Below are 18,304 nucleotides of genomic sequence, written 5' to 3'. Positions count from 1 at the left end.
AGCGCAGGAGCGTCTCGCATTGCGGGAGTAGTTCAGCCTCTTTCCTTTTGATCGGTCCGAAGTGCCGAGCGCCAACGCGTACAGCGCGCGTAGACGGTCAACATCGGTGCCGCCGTTTTTTCCATAGAGGACCAATGCATCGTTGCCTGGATCAAAGTCAGGTCCAGCGACGAATTTTGCCGTCGAATCTCCCTGCGCCTGCAATTGCCGGCGGTAGTGAGACGTTCGCCATCCTCCGGCGAACGTCTCAGTCACACCCAATCATCCGATCACACCGTCACAACAATCTTCCCAAACTGCCCATTAGTCTCAAGATACCGATGCACCTCAACCATCTCATCGAACGAGAACGTGCGATCGATCACCGGCTTGAGCTCGCCACTCGCCAACCCTTTGAGAACATAGTCGACCGCAGCCTTACGACGCGTCTCATCCCCGCTCGTCAGCCAGATGTTGTGCGCCTTGACGGTGATCATCTTCGCGATCATGTCGAGCACCGGCAGCGGCGTGACCTCGTTGCTAAGCGCACCGTAGATATACGCAATGCCCTGAAACGACAGCGCCGAAATCAGTTTCGCAAAGTTCGGTCCGCCGACCGGATCGAACACCACGCGTGCTCCTTTGCCATCCGTGATCCGCATCACTTCATCGAGCAGATCGGCTTCGTCCGTCACCACCACGTGAGCGGCGCCGGCATCGAGCAACTGCTGACGTTTGGCCACGCTGCGCGTTAGCGCAATGGAAGTCGCGCCGGCGTAATTCGCAAGCTGGATCGCCGCGAGTCCAACACTGCTCGACGCCGCCGGCACGATCACGAAGTCGCCTTTCGTCACCTTGGCGTCTTCGATTAGCGCGCCATACGCCGTCACGAACATCATCCACACCGAGGCCGCCTCGGCGTACGACAGCGACGCCGGATGTTTGACGACGGCGTACTCCGGCACGACGATCACTTCGCCATACGTCCCGTACTGATTCATCGAGAACGATGGGATCACGCTGACCTCGTCGCCGGCCGCGAAACCGCTGACGTCCTTGCCGACTACATCGACAATCCCGGCAGCTTCATAACCGAGACCCGCCGGAAACTTGACCGGTTCGATGTACTGGTCGATACGCCACATCGCTTCCGCGCGATTGATGCCGATCGCCTTCACCTTGATGCGAATCTCGCTCGGACCCGGTTCGGGTGTGGCGGTGTCGACGAATTCGAGAACTTCCGGTCCGCCGGTCTGGGCGAACTTGATAGTGCGTGACATGAAAACCTCCGTTGATGGATGACGAAACACGAATCGACTCAGACGGTCGCTTCGGCTTCTGCGACAGTCTGATAGACAGGGAAATCGGAGTAGTGCGTTTCATCGCCGCCCCAGAACGCGGCGCGGACGTACGGCGTGAGCGGCAACTTGTGCTTCAGACGATACGGCAAATCCGGGTTTGACGAGAAATGGCGGCCAAAAGCGACCAGGTCCGCGTCACCGCCTGCGACGATGGCCTCGGCGCTATCGCCGTCAAAGCCACCCGCGGCGATGATCGGCCTGGAAAAGTGCGGACGAAGATACTTCACCGCAACCGGCGGATGACCTTCGTGCAGCGTGTCGTCGCCCTTGATACGCGGTTCGATCACATGCAGGTAAGCGATCTTGTACTCGTCGAGCACTTTGGCGACATGGCTGAAGGTGGCTTCGGGATTGCTGTCCGAAATGCCGCCCCATTTACCCGATGGCGAAATGCGCACGCCGACCCGATCCGCACCCCACACCGAAATCAACGCTTCGACCGCTTCACGCAGAAAGCGAACACGATTTTCGATCGCACCGCCGTAAGCGTCGGTGCGTTGGTTGGTGCCGTCCTGAATGAACTGGTCGACCAGATAACCGTTCGCGCCATGTAGTTCCACGCCGTCGAAGCCGGCATCGAGCGCGCGTTGTGCCGCAACCCGGAATTCCTCGATGACGGCGGGGATCTCTTCGATAGCGAGTGCGCGGTGCGGGGACGCGGGCACGAAGCCATCCTTCGTCAACGCGACGCCGTTGAACGGAACCACCGACGGTGCGACCGGCGCTACACCATCCGTCATTTCGACGTGGCTTTGACGTCCGCCGTGAATCAGTTGCATGAACACGCGGCCGCCTTTGGCGTGAACGGCATTGGCGATCGCTTTCCAGCCGGCCGTCTGGCCATCGTGGTAGAAGCTCGCCGCGCCGAGATAGGAGCGGGCGGTGACGGAGATGCTGACGCCTTCGATGATTTCGAGGCCACCTTCGGAGGCGCGCTGGCCGTAGAAGTCGGCCATCATCGGGCTCGGAATGTCGCCGGGTTGAAGGGTGCGCAGGCGCGTCACTGCCGTCTGATGGGTAATCTAGGCCTGGTTCACGGAAATGGAAAAGACTTTGTAGGCGTGGCGCCATGCCTGTTAGGCATGGTTTGTGTCGACTGATCCGGAGGGATGGGGTAGCGGAGATTGGCTTGAAGTGTGCTGGCGGGGAGATGTGATGGCGCCGGAGTTGCCATGCGTGACGCGCCGCCCGGTGCGGTGCGCTGCGGCGGATAAACTGCCCGACCTCAGTCGAGCAGGTGCGAGCCTTCTCGCGCAACGACCAGAACGACGCAGCCATCGCGGGACGAGCTTGAATGGCTGGAACCGGTCGCGTAGGTCATCACGTTTCCGGGTGCGAAGTCCTTGCCGTCGCTATCGGTGAAGGTGCCCTCGTAGACCAGAATCAACTCGGTCGCTTCATGCCGATGTTGCGGACCTTGGGCGCCCGGTTCGATTTTCATCCAGTAGCTCGACCATCTGTTTTTGTCGTCGCTCGACAAGGGGATCCAGAAATAGCCGGGAATTTCTGCGTCGCCGATTGTCAGCGGCAGCCAGTCGTTGTTGTTGATCTCATAGCAGCGCCGCGCGACGAACACGTGCGAATCGGGAGAAGCGGTTTCGTTGTTGCTCGATGAATTCATGTATTACCTCGATGAGAAGTTCACTACAGCCCGTGCTGACGGCGCCATGGTCATGCGGTGTCCATCCCCAGCCTGGCCGCATACCATTGCGAAAAGAGCTCCAGGTAGGTCTCGGTAAACGGAGAGAACGGTCCAGGGCGATACGCTGGATCCTGCGTTCCGCGGTAATTGATCGAAACGAGCTGGGCGTCTTGCGCGTTCGTGGCGACCCAGACTTCAGTCAGCGCATTCAGGTCGTAATCCACCCCTTCCACCGCGTCTTCATGGACCAGCCATTTCGTGCGCACCAGCGTCTTGTCCGGCGCGAGCGGAATGATGTACGAGACGACGGCGTGGTCGCTCATCACATGCGTCCACGAATTGTGGGTCCATAAGTGCATGTCGCCGAGGTCGCGACGCGATAAGTCGCCCAACAGTTTTCTGCTGGCTACTCGCGTGTCCATGGTCTGCGATTCGCCGTCTCCCGCTATCACCAGACGCTGGGTTCGAAAGCCCGTGGCGACGTCCGGCGCGAGTCTTTCGACCGTGCCGCAAATCAGTCCGTCGCGTTCCCAACTCGCGATGCTCGCGGCGTTGCGTGCGTGATAAGCCTCCAATGCGCGTTGCGACTCGTCGCTCAAACCTTGCGGGCAAAACCCGAAATCTTCAGGAAGGAACGACGCGGTCAATTCCGGATGCGTTGCGCCGCAGTGGTAGCACTCCCGGTTGTTCTCGATGACGAGTTTCCAGTTGCCGTTCTCGACGATGTCGGTTTCATAGGCGATCCTGGTGCGCGTCAGGTCGTAGGGCGCGAACCGTGGAATCATGGTTTGCGCGAGAAACTCGATATCGGCGGGGGCATGGTCCGCAAGGCACACAAAAATATGGCCGCCGACAACGCGCGTTTTCACCGGCATCAGGCTGCGGCACGAGCGGTCGAAATCGATACCCATATGAGCGGTGTGCTTGAGGCTGCCGTCGAGGTCGTAGGTCCACTGATGGTATGGGCACACCAGCAGCCCGACGGTGGACTTTCCGGCTTCCTTGAGGCGCGCGCCGCGGTGCCGGCATACGTTCCGATAGGCGCGAATGTTTTCATCGTCGTCGCGCACGATGAGAATCGAGGCCCGGTCGATGTCGACCGCGGATACGTCGCCGGCCTGCGGAACGTCGGCGGTGACGCCCGCGAGAATCCAGTGCCGGTGAAAGAACACGTCCACATCGGTCTCGAACACGTCCTGGCGGCCGAATAGTTCTCCCGGCATGCCGTGACCAGGTTGGCGACTGTGCGCCACTTCAGCGTGAGTTCTAAGGTTCGCCGCGGACATCGATTGCCTCTTGATGGATTGATCGTCGTGACGCCATGGCATCGCGTGAAGAACCCAGTATTGAATCGACGATTTCGAGCGTCAATGCGCTTTATTTTTTCGCTGGCATTACCGCAAGTTATGCGAAAGAGAATTGGCGACTTTGCTCTCTGACCTTACGTGATTGCATCGCAATGGCGACGTCATGAAAGCGTCGCGCTGCCACGTAGCCATTCAATCACGCGGTTCGTCGTCGGCGTAATCGTGCGGCCGTGCGGAATCACCACGTAATAGGCATCGCTGACCTTGACCGACGCTTGCGTGAGCCGGACCAGTTCGCCGGAGTCGAGCAGGTCGCTCAACAATCTGTGCCAGCCGAGCGCCACGCCCTGGTCATGAAGCGCGGCCTGAATCGCGTCCGTGTACAGCGTGCAACGGAGTTCGTACTGCAATCGCGACGGCCGCGCGCCAAGCGCCTGGAACCAAGTTTCCCAGTCCAGCCATCCTTCGGATGTCGAGTCGGAATCGATCAACTGCGTCTTCGTCAACTCAGCGAGCGACTGCGGCGCGCCGTTAGCCTGCGACCAGGCCGGCGAACATACCGGAAAGACTTCTTCATCGAACAGCAACGAGGCGGTGCCATCGCGCCACTTGCCATTGCCATATCGCACGGCTATGTCCACTTCGTTGTGGCGCAGATCGGCGGTGAACATTTGCGTCGTCAGCCGCAGTTTCAATTGCGGTTGAAGCCGTTTCAATTCGGCCAACCTGGGCAACACGCGGAAATGCGAAAAGGCCGCGGTGGTGGCCAGCACCAACTCCTGTTCCGCGCTGCCGTCCGATAACCGGTCGTAGACACCGGCGATTCGCTGCATGGACTCCGCCACCACGAGATACAGGGCTTCTCCTTCGCCCGTCAGTCTGATCGACCGGTGCAAGCGATGAAAAAGGCGAACGCCGAGGGACACTTCGAGGCATCGCACCTGCCTGCTTACCGCAGCTTGCGTGACACCCAACTCGTTCGCGGCCCGCGTAAAGCTGCTTAATCGCGCGACCGCTTCGAACTCGACGAGAGCCGTCAACGAAGGGATCAGCCGTCGATAGCCTTTGGCGCCTTCGGAGACGGATTTCATGATTGGGTGGGTATGAATGGAGAGGGCTCGTGGTGTCAGCCGATGATATTTGAAAAATTTTCGATGGTGACAGGGCGCGGCACGCGCCTGCTCCGGATTTCCCCTTATGGGGGCGCTGCGGCGGGTTCCGGCGAGTCGTGGCTCGTGCCGATCAAAGCCACGCCAGGCCTGCGGTCGCGGAAATCGCGCCGAGCCGCTGGAGTTCGCGAGCGGCCTACCCATTACCAGAAGTAGGGCAAAGAGCGCAGAAAATGTAGCTGGTTCGCTCTAATTGGCGATGTACGCTGTCATCAACGCAACAAACATTTCTAAAACCTAATTTGGTGATGAAAGTTGTTAAGTTTCGCGGTAAATGTCGCGCTTTATGCGGCTGCGCGAGGCTGGCTGTCTACAGTTGCGATATGGCCTTCAACGCGTGGGCGTTGGACCGCCGCAATGCTCATCCCTGACCCGCAAAGCAACGTTGCAACGGTGCGTGCATGCCGCGCATACCGGTGACGATTGCGGGCCTACAGGTTTTTGACCTTGCCAGTTGGAATGACGGAATGTCCCCAAACCTCACCTTTGCATCAGAACAGGCGGTCTACCCGGGCGTCGCCAGTTCGAGCTCCACGTCTTCAGTCGCGATGCCCGTTTCCGTGCCCGCGAATGAAATTCTGACGGTTCAAAACCTCTCGAAGATTTTCGGTCCGAAACCCGAACGAGCCGCGGAGTTGTTGCGGCAAGGTCTCGGGCGCAACGAAATCTTCCAGCAGACCGGCAACATGGTGGCGGTCGACAACGTGAGCCTCGGTGTCCGGGCGGGCGAGATCTTCGTGATCATGGGACTGTCCGGCTCCGGGAAGTCGACGCTGGTGCGGCTATTGAATCGTCTGATCGAACCGACATCGGGGAAGGTCGTTCTCGAAGGCCGCGATATTGCGCCGATGTCCACGCCCGAACTGCGCGAAGTGCGGCGCAAGAAAATGGCGATGGTTTTTCAATCGTTTGCCCTGCTGCCCAATCGCACGGTCATCGAGAACGTTGCGTACGGTCTGGAAGTTGCCGGAGAAAAGAAGGCCGAGCGCTACGAGGTTGCGCGCAACGTGCTGGTCCGGGTGGGACTCGGCTCGTACGAAAAGCTCTATCCGGGGGAACTGTCCGGCGGCATGCAGCAACGGGTCGGCCTTGCACGTGCTCTGGCTGTGAATCCTTCGGTGCTGCTGATGGACGAAGCCTTCTCGGCGCTCGATCCGCTGATCCGCTTTGAAATGCAGAATGAACTTCTGCGGCTGCAGAAAGAGGAGCAACGCACGGTTGTCTTCATTTCGCACGACATCGAAGAGGCCATCAAGATTGGCGGCCGCGTCGGCGTGATGAAAGACGGACGCCTCGTGCAGGTCGGTACACCCGCCGAACTGATCCAGTCGCCCGCCGACGACTACGTTCGCAACTTCTTTCGCAATGTCGACGTCTCGCGCTTCCAGAAAGCGTCCAGTCTGCTGTCCAGGGTCGAACGCGGCGTGATCTCCTGCGACGCCGCCACCCCGGCGGACCGCTATACGAATGAGCTGATCGACGCCGGCGTCGAGTGCGGCTACGTCTGCGACGAAGCCGGCCGCTATCAGGGATGCGTCACCTCGGCGTCGTTGCGTCAATGCGGTAGCGCGCCGATCCGGAACGCGTTGCTGCACGACATGGCGGCGGTCTCGATCGACGCCGATCTGCACGAACTGTCGTCCATCGCGCTTAGACAGGAACACGACGTACCCATCGTCGACGCAGCCGGCAAGCTCGCCGGCGTCGTATCGTGCCGCGCGATTCTGAAACAGGTTATGCAACGGAGAGCGGTATGAACTCGTCATTTATCGGGCAAGCGGCGGAGCACGCCGTCAACTTTCTCTTTCTGCATTTCCGCGGCGGATTCGACGCTTTTTCCGCGGCATTGGACGCGGTCGTCAAGCTCCTGCAGGACGGTCTCGGCGCGATCCCCTTTGTCGTGATGCTGGTGGCGTTCGTGGCTATCGCGCTGTGGCGCAAAGGCGCGGTGTTCGCGGCATTCGTCGGCCTCGCGATCCTGACGATCCATTACATGGGGCTGTGGGCGCAAACGGTGTCCACGCTGGCGCTCGTGATTGCCGCCACTTTCTTCAGTCTGCTGATCGGCATTCCGCTCGGGATCTGGGGTGCACGCAACGGCCGCGCGGAGGTGATCCTGCGTTCGCTGCTGGACTTCATGCAGACCATGCCCGCATTCGTGTACCTGATTCCCGCGGTCATTCTGTTCGGACTCGGCCGCGTGCCCGCGGTCATTGCAACGATCGTCTTCGCCATGCCGCCGGTGGTTCGGCTCACGACGCTAGGCATCAAGCAGGTCCGCGAAGAATTGATGGAAGCCGGCCGCTCGTTCGGCAGCACCGACTCGCAACTGCTGTGGAAGATTCAACTGCCCAATGCGCTGCCGTCCATCATGGCGGGCATCAATCAGACCATCATGATGGCGCTCTCGATGGTCGTGGTCGCCTCGATGATCGGCGCGGGCGGCCTCGGCGAATATGTCCTGAGCGGCATTCAAAGGCTCGATATCGGCATTGGCTTCGAAGGCGGTCTGGGTGTCGTTCTGCTCGCCATCATTCTTGATCGTCTGACCGAAAGTTTCGGTGTCAAGTCGGCGAGGAAGAAGAGTCGTGCGCGGACGTCGGCAACCCCCACGCGTGAGACGGTCCCAACGCAGTCTTGACTCACGACCACCACGCTACGACGCAATAGAGAAAAAATTCTTCCAATGATGACGGAGTACCAGATGAAAACAGAAACGCTGAAATCTTATGCCGTGAAACTTGCCCTGTCGGCGCTGTGTGCCGTCGGTCTATATGGCGGAGGAGCGATGGCCGCGGAGCCGCTGAAACTGACGATCACCAACTGGGCCGACGTGCTCGCGGTGGCGAATGTGGCGAAGTATGTGATGGAGAGCCAGCTTCACCAGCCTGTCCAGTTCGTTCAGGCCGATATCGGCATTCAGTATCAAGGCGTCGCGCGAGGCGACGTGGATCTGATGGTCGGTGGCTGGTTGCCGGTCACGCACGCCACGTATTACGCGCGCTACAAGAACGATATGGACGACGTCGGCATTATCTACACCGGCGGGAAAAACGGCTGGGCGGTTCCCGCCTACGTGCCTGAATCCGAACTCTCGTCGATTGCCGATCTCAACAAGCCCGAGGTCAAGAGCAAGCTCAACGGCACGATTCAAGGCATCGAACCGGGCGGCGGCCTGATGCAGGCTTCCGAAAAAACCATCAAGGACTACGACCTCGCCGGCTACAACCTGCAGTCATCCAGTGAAGCCGGCATGCTTGCCTCGCTGCAGCGCGCGTATCAGTCGAAGCAATGGATTGTCGCGACGGTCTGGAGCCCTCACTGGCTCTTTCAGAAATGGCAGATGCGTTATCTGAAGGACCCGAAGGGCACGCTGGGTGGCGAAGAGCAGATTCACGCGTTTGCTTCGAAGCAGTTCGCAACCCGGTTCCCGCGCGCCGATGTGTTCATGAAGCACTTCAAGCTCACGCTGGCCGATGTGGAAGCCATCGAGTTCGAGGGTAACAACTCGAATGATTACGCCACGGCGGCGAAAAAGTTTGTCGACGCGCATCCCGACAAGTTGAAGGCGTGGCTTCAGCAGTAACACGGCTCGCGGGCCTGACCGGAGCGCATGAGCGTTTCGTGACGCGCCCGTCGAGAGCCTCGAAAAATCTGCTTTATGACGATCACGGAGTATGTCAGTGAACGATTTCGTTCGATTCTTCTCAGAGACGCTGCAAGACCGTGACCCGGTCATCTCCTCGGAAATCGCCCTTGAATTGCGGCGTCAACAGTCGCAGATCGAACTGATTGCGTCGGAGAACATCGTGTCCGCCGCAGTGATGGAAGCGCAGGGCACGGTGCTCACCAACAAGTATGCGGAGGGCTATCCTTCGAAGCGCTATTACGGCGGTTGCGAGCACGTTGACCGCATCGAGGCGTTGGCTATTGACCGTGTGAAAGCGCTATTCGAATGCGAGTTCGCCAACGTGCAGCCACATTCCGGCGCTCAGGCGAACGGCGCCGTCATGCTCGCGCTGCTCAAACCGGGCGACACCGTGCTCGGCATGTCGCTGGACGCGGGCGGGCATCTGACGCATGGCGCGCGCCCCGCGTTGTCCGGCAAGTGGTTCAACGCGGTTCAGTACGGCGTCGATCCGGACACGTTCCTGATCGACTATGCCGAGGTTCGGCGGCTCGCCGAGACGCATCGCCCCAAGCTGATTATCGCGGGCTACTCGGCTTATCCGCGCGCGCTCGATTTCGGCAAGTTCCGCGAGATTGCCGATAGCGTCGGCGCCATGTTGATGGTCGATATGGCGCATATCGCGGGCATTGTTGCCGCCGGCCGGCACGAGAATCCGGTGCGATTCGCCGATGTCGTGACGTCCACCACTCACAAGACGCTGCGCGGTCCGCGCGGCGGCTTCATTCTGACCAACAACGCCGACGTCGCCAAAAAAATCAACTCGGCCGTTTTCCCCGGTCTGCAGGGCGGTCCGCTCATGCACGTCATCGCGGGTAAAGCGGTGGCGTTCGGCGAGGCCTTGCGTCCCGAGTTTACGAAGTACATCGACCAGGTGCTGAAAAACGCTCAGGCACTGGGGGAAGTGCTCAAGCTGGGCGGCGTGAATCTCGTCAGCGGAGGGACGGACAATCATTTGCTGCTCGTCGATCTGCGCCCGAAAGGCTTGACGGGCTCACAGGTCGAGAAAGCGCTGGAGCGGGCCGGTATCACCTGCAACAAGAACGGTATCCCGTTCGACACGCAGAGCCCCACTGTCACTTCGGGCATTCGACTCGGCACGCCCGCGGGCACGACACGCGGCTTCAGCGTCGAGCAGTTCGACGAGATCGGCACTCTCATTCTCGAGGTGTTGTCCGGCCTGGAGCAGCACCCGGCGGGCGATGAACTCGTCGAGCGCTCGGTGCGAAGCAAGGTTCGCGATCTGTGCAGCCGTTTTCCCATTTATACCCACGCCGATGCACTGGTTTGAGCCGGGCATCGCGGCGATCGAGTATCGCCGCATCCCGTGATGTGATTTTCTGCACAAGGAGAAAGATTGATGAGCTTCGAGGGAGTACACGCGCCCCTGGTGACGCCGTTCAAGGCCGACGGCGAAATCGACCATGAACTGCTGGCGCAACATGCTATCGATCTGGCGGGCCGAGGCCTGTCAGGTCTCGGGATTGGCGGAACGACGGGTGAATATTACGCGCTCAGCTTCGAGGAGCGTGTTCACACGTTCCATACCGTTGCGCAAGCCGCAGGCGACAGGACGTTTCTCACCGCCGGCATCAACGCGACCACGACACGCGAAGTGCTGCGGCTCGGGCACGCGGCGAAGAGCGCCGGGCTGGCGGCGCTGCTGGTGGCGGCGCCGTACTATGCGCAACCCACTCAGGACGAGTTACTGAAACACCTGCTCGAGATCGACGACCATCTCGACATGCCGATCATGCTGTACAACTTTCCGGCACGGACCGGTACGGAAATCGGTGACCGCATCCTGGAGGCATTGCTCGAGCGGCCGAACTTCGTCGCCATGAAAGAGAGCACTGGCGACATCGCGCACTTACATCATCTGGCTACTCACTTCAAAACGAAACTCGTGCTGAGTTGCGGCATGGACGACCAGGCGCTCGAATTCTTTGCGTGGGGCGCACGGAGTTGGGTTGCGGGCGCCGCCAACTTTCTCCCTGAAGTCCACGTGGAGTTGCTCGACACTTGTGTCAGGAAGGGCGACTTCGTCGCCGGGCGAGAGTTGATGACGCAACTGCTGCCGGTGCTGGAGCTTCTCGAGCGCAGTGGCAAATTCATTCAGTACGTACGTTATGGCTGTGAACTGGCGGGCCGGGCGGTCGGCAATGCGCGCGCGCCGTTGGGCGCGCTGACGGACGACGAGCGGCGCGGCTTCGCGCAACTCGTGCAGCCGCTGCTTCGCAAGGGACGCTGAGTTGCATGGCCTCGAAACTCGAATTCGATCGCTTGCCTGCGGCGGATGGTGTCAACGGCTGGTGGGAAAGTCTGCCCCCGCCGCCGGTCGCGAACGCGCTCCACGGTGACCGGCATTTTGACTTTGTAGTGGTGGGCGGCGGCATCACGGGCTTATGTGCAGCCCGGCGACTGGCGGAGCTGGCGCCGCAAGCGTCGGTCGCACTGGTCGAGGCCGATCGCATTGGCCGCTCGACGGCGGGGCGCAATTCGGGTTTCTTCGTCGACTTGCCACACGACATCAGCAGCGAAAGCTATTCGAGAAGTGTGGACGCCGACAAGGCGGACGTGCGGATGCAGCGTCACGGCATCGACTACGTCAGGTCGGTGGTTCGCGAGCAGAAAATCCAGTGCGACTGGCGTGACGACGGCAAATACCATGCGTCTGTGAATAAACGCGGTAAGGACGCGCTCAGGCATTTTGCGGAGGGCTTGCAACGCATCGACGAGCCGTTCGAGTGGCTGGACGAAACCGCGGTCGCGAAGGTGACCGGCACCGGGTTCTACCACAGCGCCATTTTTACGCCGGGGTGCAGCACGGTCCAACCTGCCGCGCTGATGCGAGGCCTGGCGAGGACCATGCCGTCGAACGTCGAGGTGTTCGAGTTGAGTCCGCTCAGAAGGCTGGAACACGGCAGCGACGGCGCGAAGGTGCTGCGGTTCGCGGACGGCACGATAAACGCAGGCAAAGTCATTCTGTGCACCAACGCGTACGCCGCAAGCTTTGGTGAAAAACCGAACGGCTTGCTGCCGGTGTACACCTTCGCTTCGTTGAGTCGAAAGCTGACGCCGGCCGAGGTCGAGGCGCTCGGCGGCATCAAATCCTGGGCGCTGATTCCGGCCGATCCAATGGGCACGACGGTTCGTCGACTTGCAACCGATCAGATCTGTATTCGCAATCACTTCGCGTTCCGCCCGGGACTGGAAGTGTCGCCTGCCGATCTGCGCAAGGCGAAGCGTCTGCACCAGCGTTCTTTCGACCGGCGCTTTCCGATGCTCAAAGACGTGGCGCTCGACTACACGTGGGGCGGCGCACTCTGCCTGTCGGCAAACAGCGGCGCCTTGTTCGGAAAGCGGGACGACGGCCTCTATCAGGCGATCGGGTGTAACGGGCTGGGTCTCAGCCGGGGTTCCTCGTCCGGAAAGGTGATCGCCGAGTACGCGCTGGGTCTGTCGAACGACATGATTCAACAGCTTCTGAAACAGCCGCAACCGCGCCCGTTGCCCATGCGCCCGATTGCCGACGTGGCGGTTTCCGCGGCTATCTGGGTCAAGGAGTTCTCGGCGGGCGCCGAACTTTAATCGATTGAGGACACGACATGACGACACTTGATGACTGGAAGAAAAAGGCCGATGCCCTCTCTTTGGACGGCCGCGCCTTCATTGCGGGAAAGCGTTGTCCTGCGGCATCCAATGAAACATTCGCGACGTTGAATCCGTCGAACGGCAAGGTATTAGCCGATGTCGCGCGGTGCGACGCGAAAGACATCGACCGTGCCGTCGTTGCCGCGAGAGCGGCATTCGACAGCGGTGTCTGGTCGAAGGGCGCCCCTTCACACCGGAAGGCGGTGCTGCTGAAACTCGCCCAGCTAATCGAAGACCATACCGACGAACTGGCGATGCTTGAAGCACTCGAAGCCGGCAAGCCGATTTCGGAATGTCTGGGGCTGGATATTCCCGAGTCCGCGGCATGCATTCGCTGGCATGCGGAGGTCACCGACAAACGATATGACGCGCTGTCGCCCTCGGGACCAGGCGTCGTCGGCATGATTACTCGCGAGCCGATTGGCGTGGTCGGCGCCGTCCTGCCATGGAATTTTCCCGCGCTGATGCTGGCGTGGAAAATCGGCCCGGCGCTGTCGGTCGGCAATAGCGTGATCGTGAAGCCCGCCGAGCAAACTTCGCTCGCGACGTTGCGCATCGCCGATTTTGCGCTCGAGGCCGGCGTGCCGGCGGGGGTGTTCAGCGTCGTCACCGGGTTCGGCGAGACCGCGGGCCACGCGCTCGGCGTTCACGCGGACGTCGACCTTATCGCATTCACGGGTTCGACCGAAACCGGCAAGCGTTTCCTGCGCTATTCCGCCGACACGAACCTTAAACGGGTCATCCTCGAATGCGGCGGAAAAAACCCGCAGCTTGTACTGCCGGATGTCGCGGATCTGGATGCGGTGGCGGAACAGGCTGTGGCCGCTGCGTTCTGGAATATGGGCGAGAATTGCAGCGCGGGTTCGCGTCTGCTGGTGCCCACAGGAATGAAGGCCGCGCTGCTGGAAAAAATCGAAGCGGTGCTGCAAGGCTGGAAAACCGGTCAGCCGCTGGACCCCGAGGTGAAACTGGGGGCGCTGATCGAACAGACGCACTATGAGAAGGTGCTCGGTCACATCGAGAAGGCGAAGCAGGAAGGCGCGCGACTCGTGCGGGGCGGTCACGCCGTGTTCGTCGAGAGTGGCGGCTGGTACGTCGAGCCGACGATCTTCGACAACGTGACGCCCGGGATGAGTCTCGCCAGCGAAGAAATCTTCGGCCCGGTGCTCTGCGTGATCGAATACCGCGACATCGACGAGGCGGTCGAGATCGCCAACGACACGTGTTACGGGCTGGCGGCGTCGCTGTGGACGGACAACGTCAACCATGCGCACAAGATCGCGGCCCGAATCCGCGCGGGAACGGTTACGGTGAACTGTTTCGGCGAGGGTGACCTGGCCACCCCGTTCGGTGGTTTCAAGCAGTCGGGCTTTGGCGGCCGCGACAAATCGGTGTACGCACACGACCAGTATTGCGAGCTGAAGACGACCTGGCTCAAGCTCGCCTGAAACGGGAGAGCGCTCATTGCCCGCGAATACCGGGCAGCTAACCATTGGCGACGCGGTACGGGGTGAGCCCGCGCCGCGTGTCATCACATCGAGAGACCATGCGACTCGGATTCATTGGTACAGGCACGATTACACGCGCTGTCGTGACGGGGCTGATTCATGTCGGCGCGCCCTTCGAGCATATCTGTCTTTCACCGCGCAACGCCGATGTCGGCATCGCGCTGGCGGCACTCGATCCACGTATTTCGGTCTGCGGGACAAACCAGCAGGTGCTCGACGCCAGTGACGTGGTGTGTCTCGCCGTCGTGCCGACCATTGCACCGGAGGTGCTTGGCGCGCTCCAGTTCGAGGCGCGTCATCATGTCGTCAGCTTCATTGCGGGCGTGTCGCTAGCAGCTTTGCAGCGGATGGTCGGCGCGGTGGACGCAATCGTGCGCGCGGTACCGTTGCCGGCCGTGGCGGCGGGGATGGGAAGCACGGCCATTTGCCCGCCGGATGAGATCACGCGCCGGCTTTTTGCCTGGCTCGGCACGCCGGTCGAAGTGAGCGACGAAAGAAAGTTCGATGCGCTGTCGGCGGTGACGGCGACCATGGCGAGCTTCTACGCCGTCCTCGACGCCCAGGCAGAATGGCTGGTGCAGCAAGGAATCGACCACGACTCGGCGCGAGCCTACCTTGGTGGCTACTGCAGAGGGCTCGCCCATGAAACGTCGGAGAGCGGGGCATCGTTCTCCGCGTTGGTTGCGGCGTCCATGACGCCTGGGGGCATCAATGAACAGCTTCACAACGAGTTGTCGGTCAAGGGCACGTACTCGCACTATCGCGAAGCGCTCGACCATGTGCTCAGGCGTGTGGAAGGACGCTAGCAGGCCGTCGGTGTAAAGTTTGAGAGTCCGCCCACCGGCGGTTTGCCGTCTTTCCGGATTCGACCGCCTTGAAGGTGAGGACGATGCAGAAGAAACAACTATTCGCCGACAGGCTGCTCGCACAAATGCCGTCGTTACGCGCGTTGCGCTGTTTCGTGACGGCTGCGCGCTACGAGAGTTTCACGCAGGCCGCCGAAGTGCTATGCGTGACACAGGCCGCTATCAGCAGACAAATCAAGGAGCTCGAAGATACGCTCGACGTCGCGCTGTTCGAGCGGACCGGGCGGCACATCGCGCTGACGGATTCGGGCCGCATCCTGTACAACGCCTCGTATCTCTCGATCATGAATATCGCCGAGGCGGCCGAGGTTGTGCGGCGCTCGGACAAGCAGGCGTTGAACATTTACGTCTCTCACACGTTTTCCGCGTTGTGGCTGTCGTCACGGCTGCCGCGTTTGCGCAAGCGGTTTCCGGAAATCAAACTCAACGTGACCGTCACCGAGCACTTCATGGAGCTCGACGACCTCATGCAGCCTGACGTCATCATTACCAAGAATCCGCCGCGCGAACTGCAATACGACGTCGAGCCGCTCTTTCACGATGTCGTGTACCCGGTGTGCAGCCAGGCGTTCTTCGAACGCCACTTTCAGGGCAAGGCGCTGAAGCCGCTCGACCTGCTGACGGAACCCACGCTCAACCTCTCGCTGCTCGGCCGCGCCCAGGTTTGCGAACACGTCGACTGGCGCGTCTGGCGCAACTGGTTCCAGCAAGGCGATGGCTCGGACCGGTACGCGCCGGGCGAACACTTCGAGAGTAACGACTACCGCTTGCTCGTCTCGTTGGCGGAAGCGGGAGAAGGGACGCTGCTGGGCTGGCATCACCTGGTGCACCGTCAAATCGACCAGGGGCTTCTGGTGCGGCCCGTGCGCGATTCTCTGGTCTTTCAGGACCGGCATCATTACGTCATTACTCACAAGAACGCAAAGAGCCGGCCCGAGTACCTGAAGTTCAGACAATGGATCGCGGAGGAAGTCGACGACATGATGAAAGGTTGGCCAAAGGCGGCGGACGGCGCAGCGCAGCCGGTCATTCAACTTGCTCAATGATCGTTCGGCGCCGATCCGCTTTGGGATCGTCCTGCTGCCGAACTTCACGTTGACGGCCTTCTCGGGATTCGTCGACCTGCTTCGACTCGCCAGCGACGAAGGCGATCTGAGCCGGCCGGTTCGCTGCGCGTGGAGCATTATCGGCGAATCGCTGACGCCGATCCGCGCCAGTTGCGGGATCCAGGTGACGCCCTGGGTGACGTTTGAAGAAGCCGGCGAACTGGACTATCTGGTTGTGGTCGGCGGCCTGCTTCACGCCGGTTCATCCGCCAGCAACGCGACCCTGGCGTTCATTCGCGAGACTGCCGCGGGGAGCGCGACCCTCGTCGGCATCTGCACGGGTGTCTTCGCGTTGATGCGGGCTGACGTGATGAAAGGGTATCGCCTGTGCGTGAGCTGGTTTCACTACTGGGATTTTATCGAGCGCTTTCCGCAAACCGACGAACGTCATCTCGTCGCGGACCGGCTGTTCGTTATCGACCGGCGGCGCATTACCTGTTCAGGCGGACGTGCGTCGATCGATGTCGCGGCTGCCATTCTTCTTCGTCATGTCGATGCCAGCATCGTTCAGAAAGCGCTTCGAATCCTGCTGGTCGACGACGCGGAGAAGGGCAATGCGCCGCAACCGCATCCACCGGGCCTCCGGCCGGCCACCCACCCGAAGGTGCGACGAGCCATCCTGTTGATGGAGCAACATATTGGGCAGCCGCTCAGTCTGAGCGAACTGGCGCATCGGCTGGAGATGTCCGTGCGGCAGATCGAGCGGTTGTTCAATAGCGAAGTGGGAAGCGCGCCGCTCTCCTACGGTCGTCAGCTACGTATTCGAACCGCTGCATGGCTCCTGACCAGTTCCGATCGCACCATCACCGATATCGCATCTTCATGCGGGTTTTCAGACGCCTCGCATCTGGGCCGGGAATTCAAAAAAGAATATGGCGAAACGCCTAACGTCTTCCGGGCGCAAAGTGCCCAGCCGACTGCCCGTGTTTCAGTGTAAGCACGTAGCGATCGGTCCGGCGATGCAACGGTAAGGAAACTGTCGGCTGAGCCGTCATGTCCCCCGATCCACTTTTGTTATCACCCCCTCCAATACTCGGATTGTTAGCACATCGCCCCGCTCGTATATTGGCCGGACAGTGAGCAGCAAGCTCACCCAGCCCATAGACATAGACAAAAACACAACGGCAAGCCGCCCGGCCTGCCCAGGAGCACAGCGATGAATCGGATCGATCTGGAGGGACGCGTGGTCGCCATTACCGGCGGCGCACGCGGTATCGGCTACGCGGTGGCGCAACGGGCGCTGAACTCGGGCGCGTCCGTCGCGCTCTGGGACATCGACGCGGACCGCCTCGCGCGCAGCCAGCGCGAGTTGAGCGAACTCGGCAAAGTCACCGCCGTCAGCGTCGAACTCACGCAGGAAGCCGCCGTTGCTGAAGCGGTCGCGCAAACCGTCGCCGCGCACGGCGCGATCGACGTGCTGATCAATTGCGCCGGCATCACCGGCGGCAACGGCGCGACGTGGGAACTGGAGCCCGACGTGTGGCGCCGCGTGATCGACGTGAACCTGATCGGCCCGTATCTCACCTGCCGCGCGGTTGTGCCGCAAATGCTCAAGCAGGGCTATGGACGCATCGTCAATATCGCCTCGGTGGCCGGCAAGGAAGGCAATCCCAACGCCTCGCACTACAGCGCCTCCAAGGCGGGGCTCATCGGCCTGACCAAATCGCTCGGCAAGGAACTCGCGACGAAGAACATTCTCGTCAACGCCGTCACGCCCGCTGCGGCCAAAACCGAAATCTTCGATTCGATGTCGCAACAACATATCGACTACATGTTGTCGAAGATCCCAATGAACCGTTTCCTGTTGCCGGAAGAAGCGGCCTCGCTGATTCTGTGGCTGTCGTCCGAAGACTGCGCGTTCAGCACGGGCTCGGTGTTCGACCTGTCCGGCGGCCGCGCGACTTACTGAGCCGCGGCAACATGGCGACGGTCGCCATACACGCATTACCCGTACTAGCCGCATGACTCGCCGGACTCAAGATAAAAGCGCGTAGCCGCCGCTCACCGGCGAGCTTCGCGAAGGA

The 18,304-nt window shown here is 60.9% G+C and carries 16 protein-coding genes; 11 read left to right on the top strand and 5 right to left on the bottom strand.

Annotated features, from left to right (window positions below; translation table 11 throughout):
- Positions 1 to 269: 269 nt before the first annotated feature.
- The 5 genes from GGD40_RS22755 to GGD40_RS22735 all read right to left on the bottom strand — a co-directional run bounded on the left by GGD40_RS22755 (position 270) and on the right by GGD40_RS22735 (position 5,380).
- Entirely contained in the window at positions 270 to 1,259 is a 990-nt protein-coding gene (locus GGD40_RS22755) for a zinc-dependent alcohol dehydrogenase family protein (protein WP_179745175.1), read from the bottom strand.
- A 38-nt stretch (positions 1,260 to 1,297) separates the two neighbouring features.
- Positions 1,298 to 2,344 carry an alkene reductase gene (locus GGD40_RS22750; protein ID WP_373565347.1) on the bottom strand — a complete coding sequence of 349 codons (1,047 nt, stop codon included), beginning with the start codon at positions 2,342 to 2,344 and terminating at the stop codon, positions 1,298 to 1,300.
- 221 nt (positions 2,345 to 2,565) lie between these two features.
- The gene (locus GGD40_RS22745) at positions 2,566 to 2,961 is read right to left on the bottom strand and encodes a cupin domain-containing protein (RefSeq protein ID WP_179745174.1); all 396 of its coding nucleotides are present in this window, start codon (positions 2,959 to 2,961) and stop codon (positions 2,566 to 2,568) included.
- Between the two features lie 50 nt (positions 2,962 to 3,011).
- A complete protein-coding gene (locus GGD40_RS22740) occupies positions 3,012 to 4,268 on the bottom strand; it encodes an aromatic ring-hydroxylating oxygenase subunit alpha (RefSeq protein ID WP_179745173.1) in 1,257 nt (418 codons plus the stop codon).
- 182 nt (positions 4,269 to 4,450) lie between these two features.
- On the bottom strand, positions 4,451 to 5,380 hold the full coding sequence (locus GGD40_RS22735; protein ID WP_179745172.1) for a LysR substrate-binding domain-containing protein: 930 nt from the start codon (positions 5,378 to 5,380) through the stop codon (positions 4,451 to 4,453).
- Positions 5,381 to 6,006: 626 nt separating this feature from the next.
- Between GGD40_RS22735 and GGD40_RS22730 the strand changes: the two genes are divergently transcribed.
- The 11 genes from GGD40_RS22730 (at position 6,007) to GGD40_RS22680 (ending at position 18,189) form a co-directional block, all read left to right on the top strand.
- Positions 6,007 to 7,215 carry a quaternary amine ABC transporter ATP-binding protein gene (locus GGD40_RS22730; RefSeq protein ID WP_373565415.1) on the top strand — a complete coding sequence of 403 codons (1,209 nt, stop codon included), beginning with the start codon at positions 6,007 to 6,009 and terminating at the stop codon, positions 7,213 to 7,215.
- Positions 7,212 to 8,099, top strand: a complete 888-nt coding sequence (locus GGD40_RS22725; protein ID WP_179745170.1) for an ABC transporter permease — start codon at positions 7,212 to 7,214, stop codon at positions 8,097 to 8,099. The genes GGD40_RS22730 and GGD40_RS22725 overlap by 4 nt, the downstream gene beginning before the upstream one ends.
- A gap of 63 nt (positions 8,100 to 8,162) precedes the next feature.
- The gene (locus GGD40_RS22720; protein WP_179745169.1) at positions 8,163 to 9,044 is read left to right on the top strand and encodes a glycine betaine ABC transporter substrate-binding protein; all 882 of its coding nucleotides are present in this window, start codon (positions 8,163 to 8,165) and stop codon (positions 9,042 to 9,044) included.
- 97 nt (positions 9,045 to 9,141) lie between these two features.
- Positions 9,142 to 10,437, top strand: a complete 1,296-nt coding sequence (gene glyA / locus GGD40_RS22715) for a serine hydroxymethyltransferase (protein ID WP_373565346.1) — start codon at positions 9,142 to 9,144, stop codon at positions 10,435 to 10,437.
- Between the two features lie 69 nt (positions 10,438 to 10,506).
- The gene (locus tag GGD40_RS22710; RefSeq protein WP_179745167.1) at positions 10,507 to 11,397 is read left to right on the top strand and encodes a dihydrodipicolinate synthase family protein; all 891 of its coding nucleotides are present in this window, start codon (positions 10,507 to 10,509) and stop codon (positions 11,395 to 11,397) included.
- Positions 11,398 to 11,402: 5 nt separating this feature from the next.
- On the top strand, positions 11,403 to 12,737 hold the full coding sequence (locus tag GGD40_RS22705) for an NAD(P)/FAD-dependent oxidoreductase (RefSeq protein ID WP_179745166.1): 1,335 nt from the start codon (positions 11,403 to 11,405) through the stop codon (positions 12,735 to 12,737).
- Positions 12,738 to 12,754: 17 nt separating this feature from the next.
- Entirely contained in the window at positions 12,755 to 14,248 is a 1,494-nt protein-coding gene (locus tag GGD40_RS22700) for an aldehyde dehydrogenase (RefSeq protein WP_179745165.1), read from the top strand.
- A 98-nt stretch (positions 14,249 to 14,346) separates the two neighbouring features.
- Positions 14,347 to 15,114 (top strand): pyrroline-5-carboxylate reductase, encoded by a 768-nt coding sequence (locus GGD40_RS22695; protein WP_179745164.1) that lies wholly within the window; start codon positions 14,347 to 14,349, stop codon positions 15,112 to 15,114.
- A gap of 83 nt (positions 15,115 to 15,197) precedes the next feature.
- Positions 15,198 to 16,220: a LysR substrate-binding domain-containing protein gene (locus tag GGD40_RS22690; RefSeq protein ID WP_105506332.1), complete on the top strand. Its 1,023-nt coding sequence runs from the start codon at positions 15,198 to 15,200 to the stop codon at positions 16,218 to 16,220.
- A gap of 13 nt (positions 16,221 to 16,233) precedes the next feature.
- Positions 16,234 to 17,217 (top strand): GlxA family transcriptional regulator, encoded by a 984-nt coding sequence (locus GGD40_RS22685; protein ID WP_179747012.1) that lies wholly within the window; start codon positions 16,234 to 16,236, stop codon positions 17,215 to 17,217.
- A gap of 219 nt (positions 17,218 to 17,436) precedes the next feature.
- A complete protein-coding gene (locus GGD40_RS22680; RefSeq protein ID WP_179712826.1) occupies positions 17,437 to 18,189 on the top strand; it encodes an SDR family NAD(P)-dependent oxidoreductase in 753 nt (250 codons plus the stop codon).
- The last annotated feature ends 115 nt before the right edge of the window (positions 18,190 to 18,304 follow it).

This window comes from Paraburkholderia bryophila (genome assembly GCF_013409255.1).
Lineage (GTDB): Bacteria > Pseudomonadota > Gammaproteobacteria > Burkholderiales > Burkholderiaceae > Paraburkholderia.
This window is presented reverse-complemented; position numbering and strand designations above follow the sequence as displayed.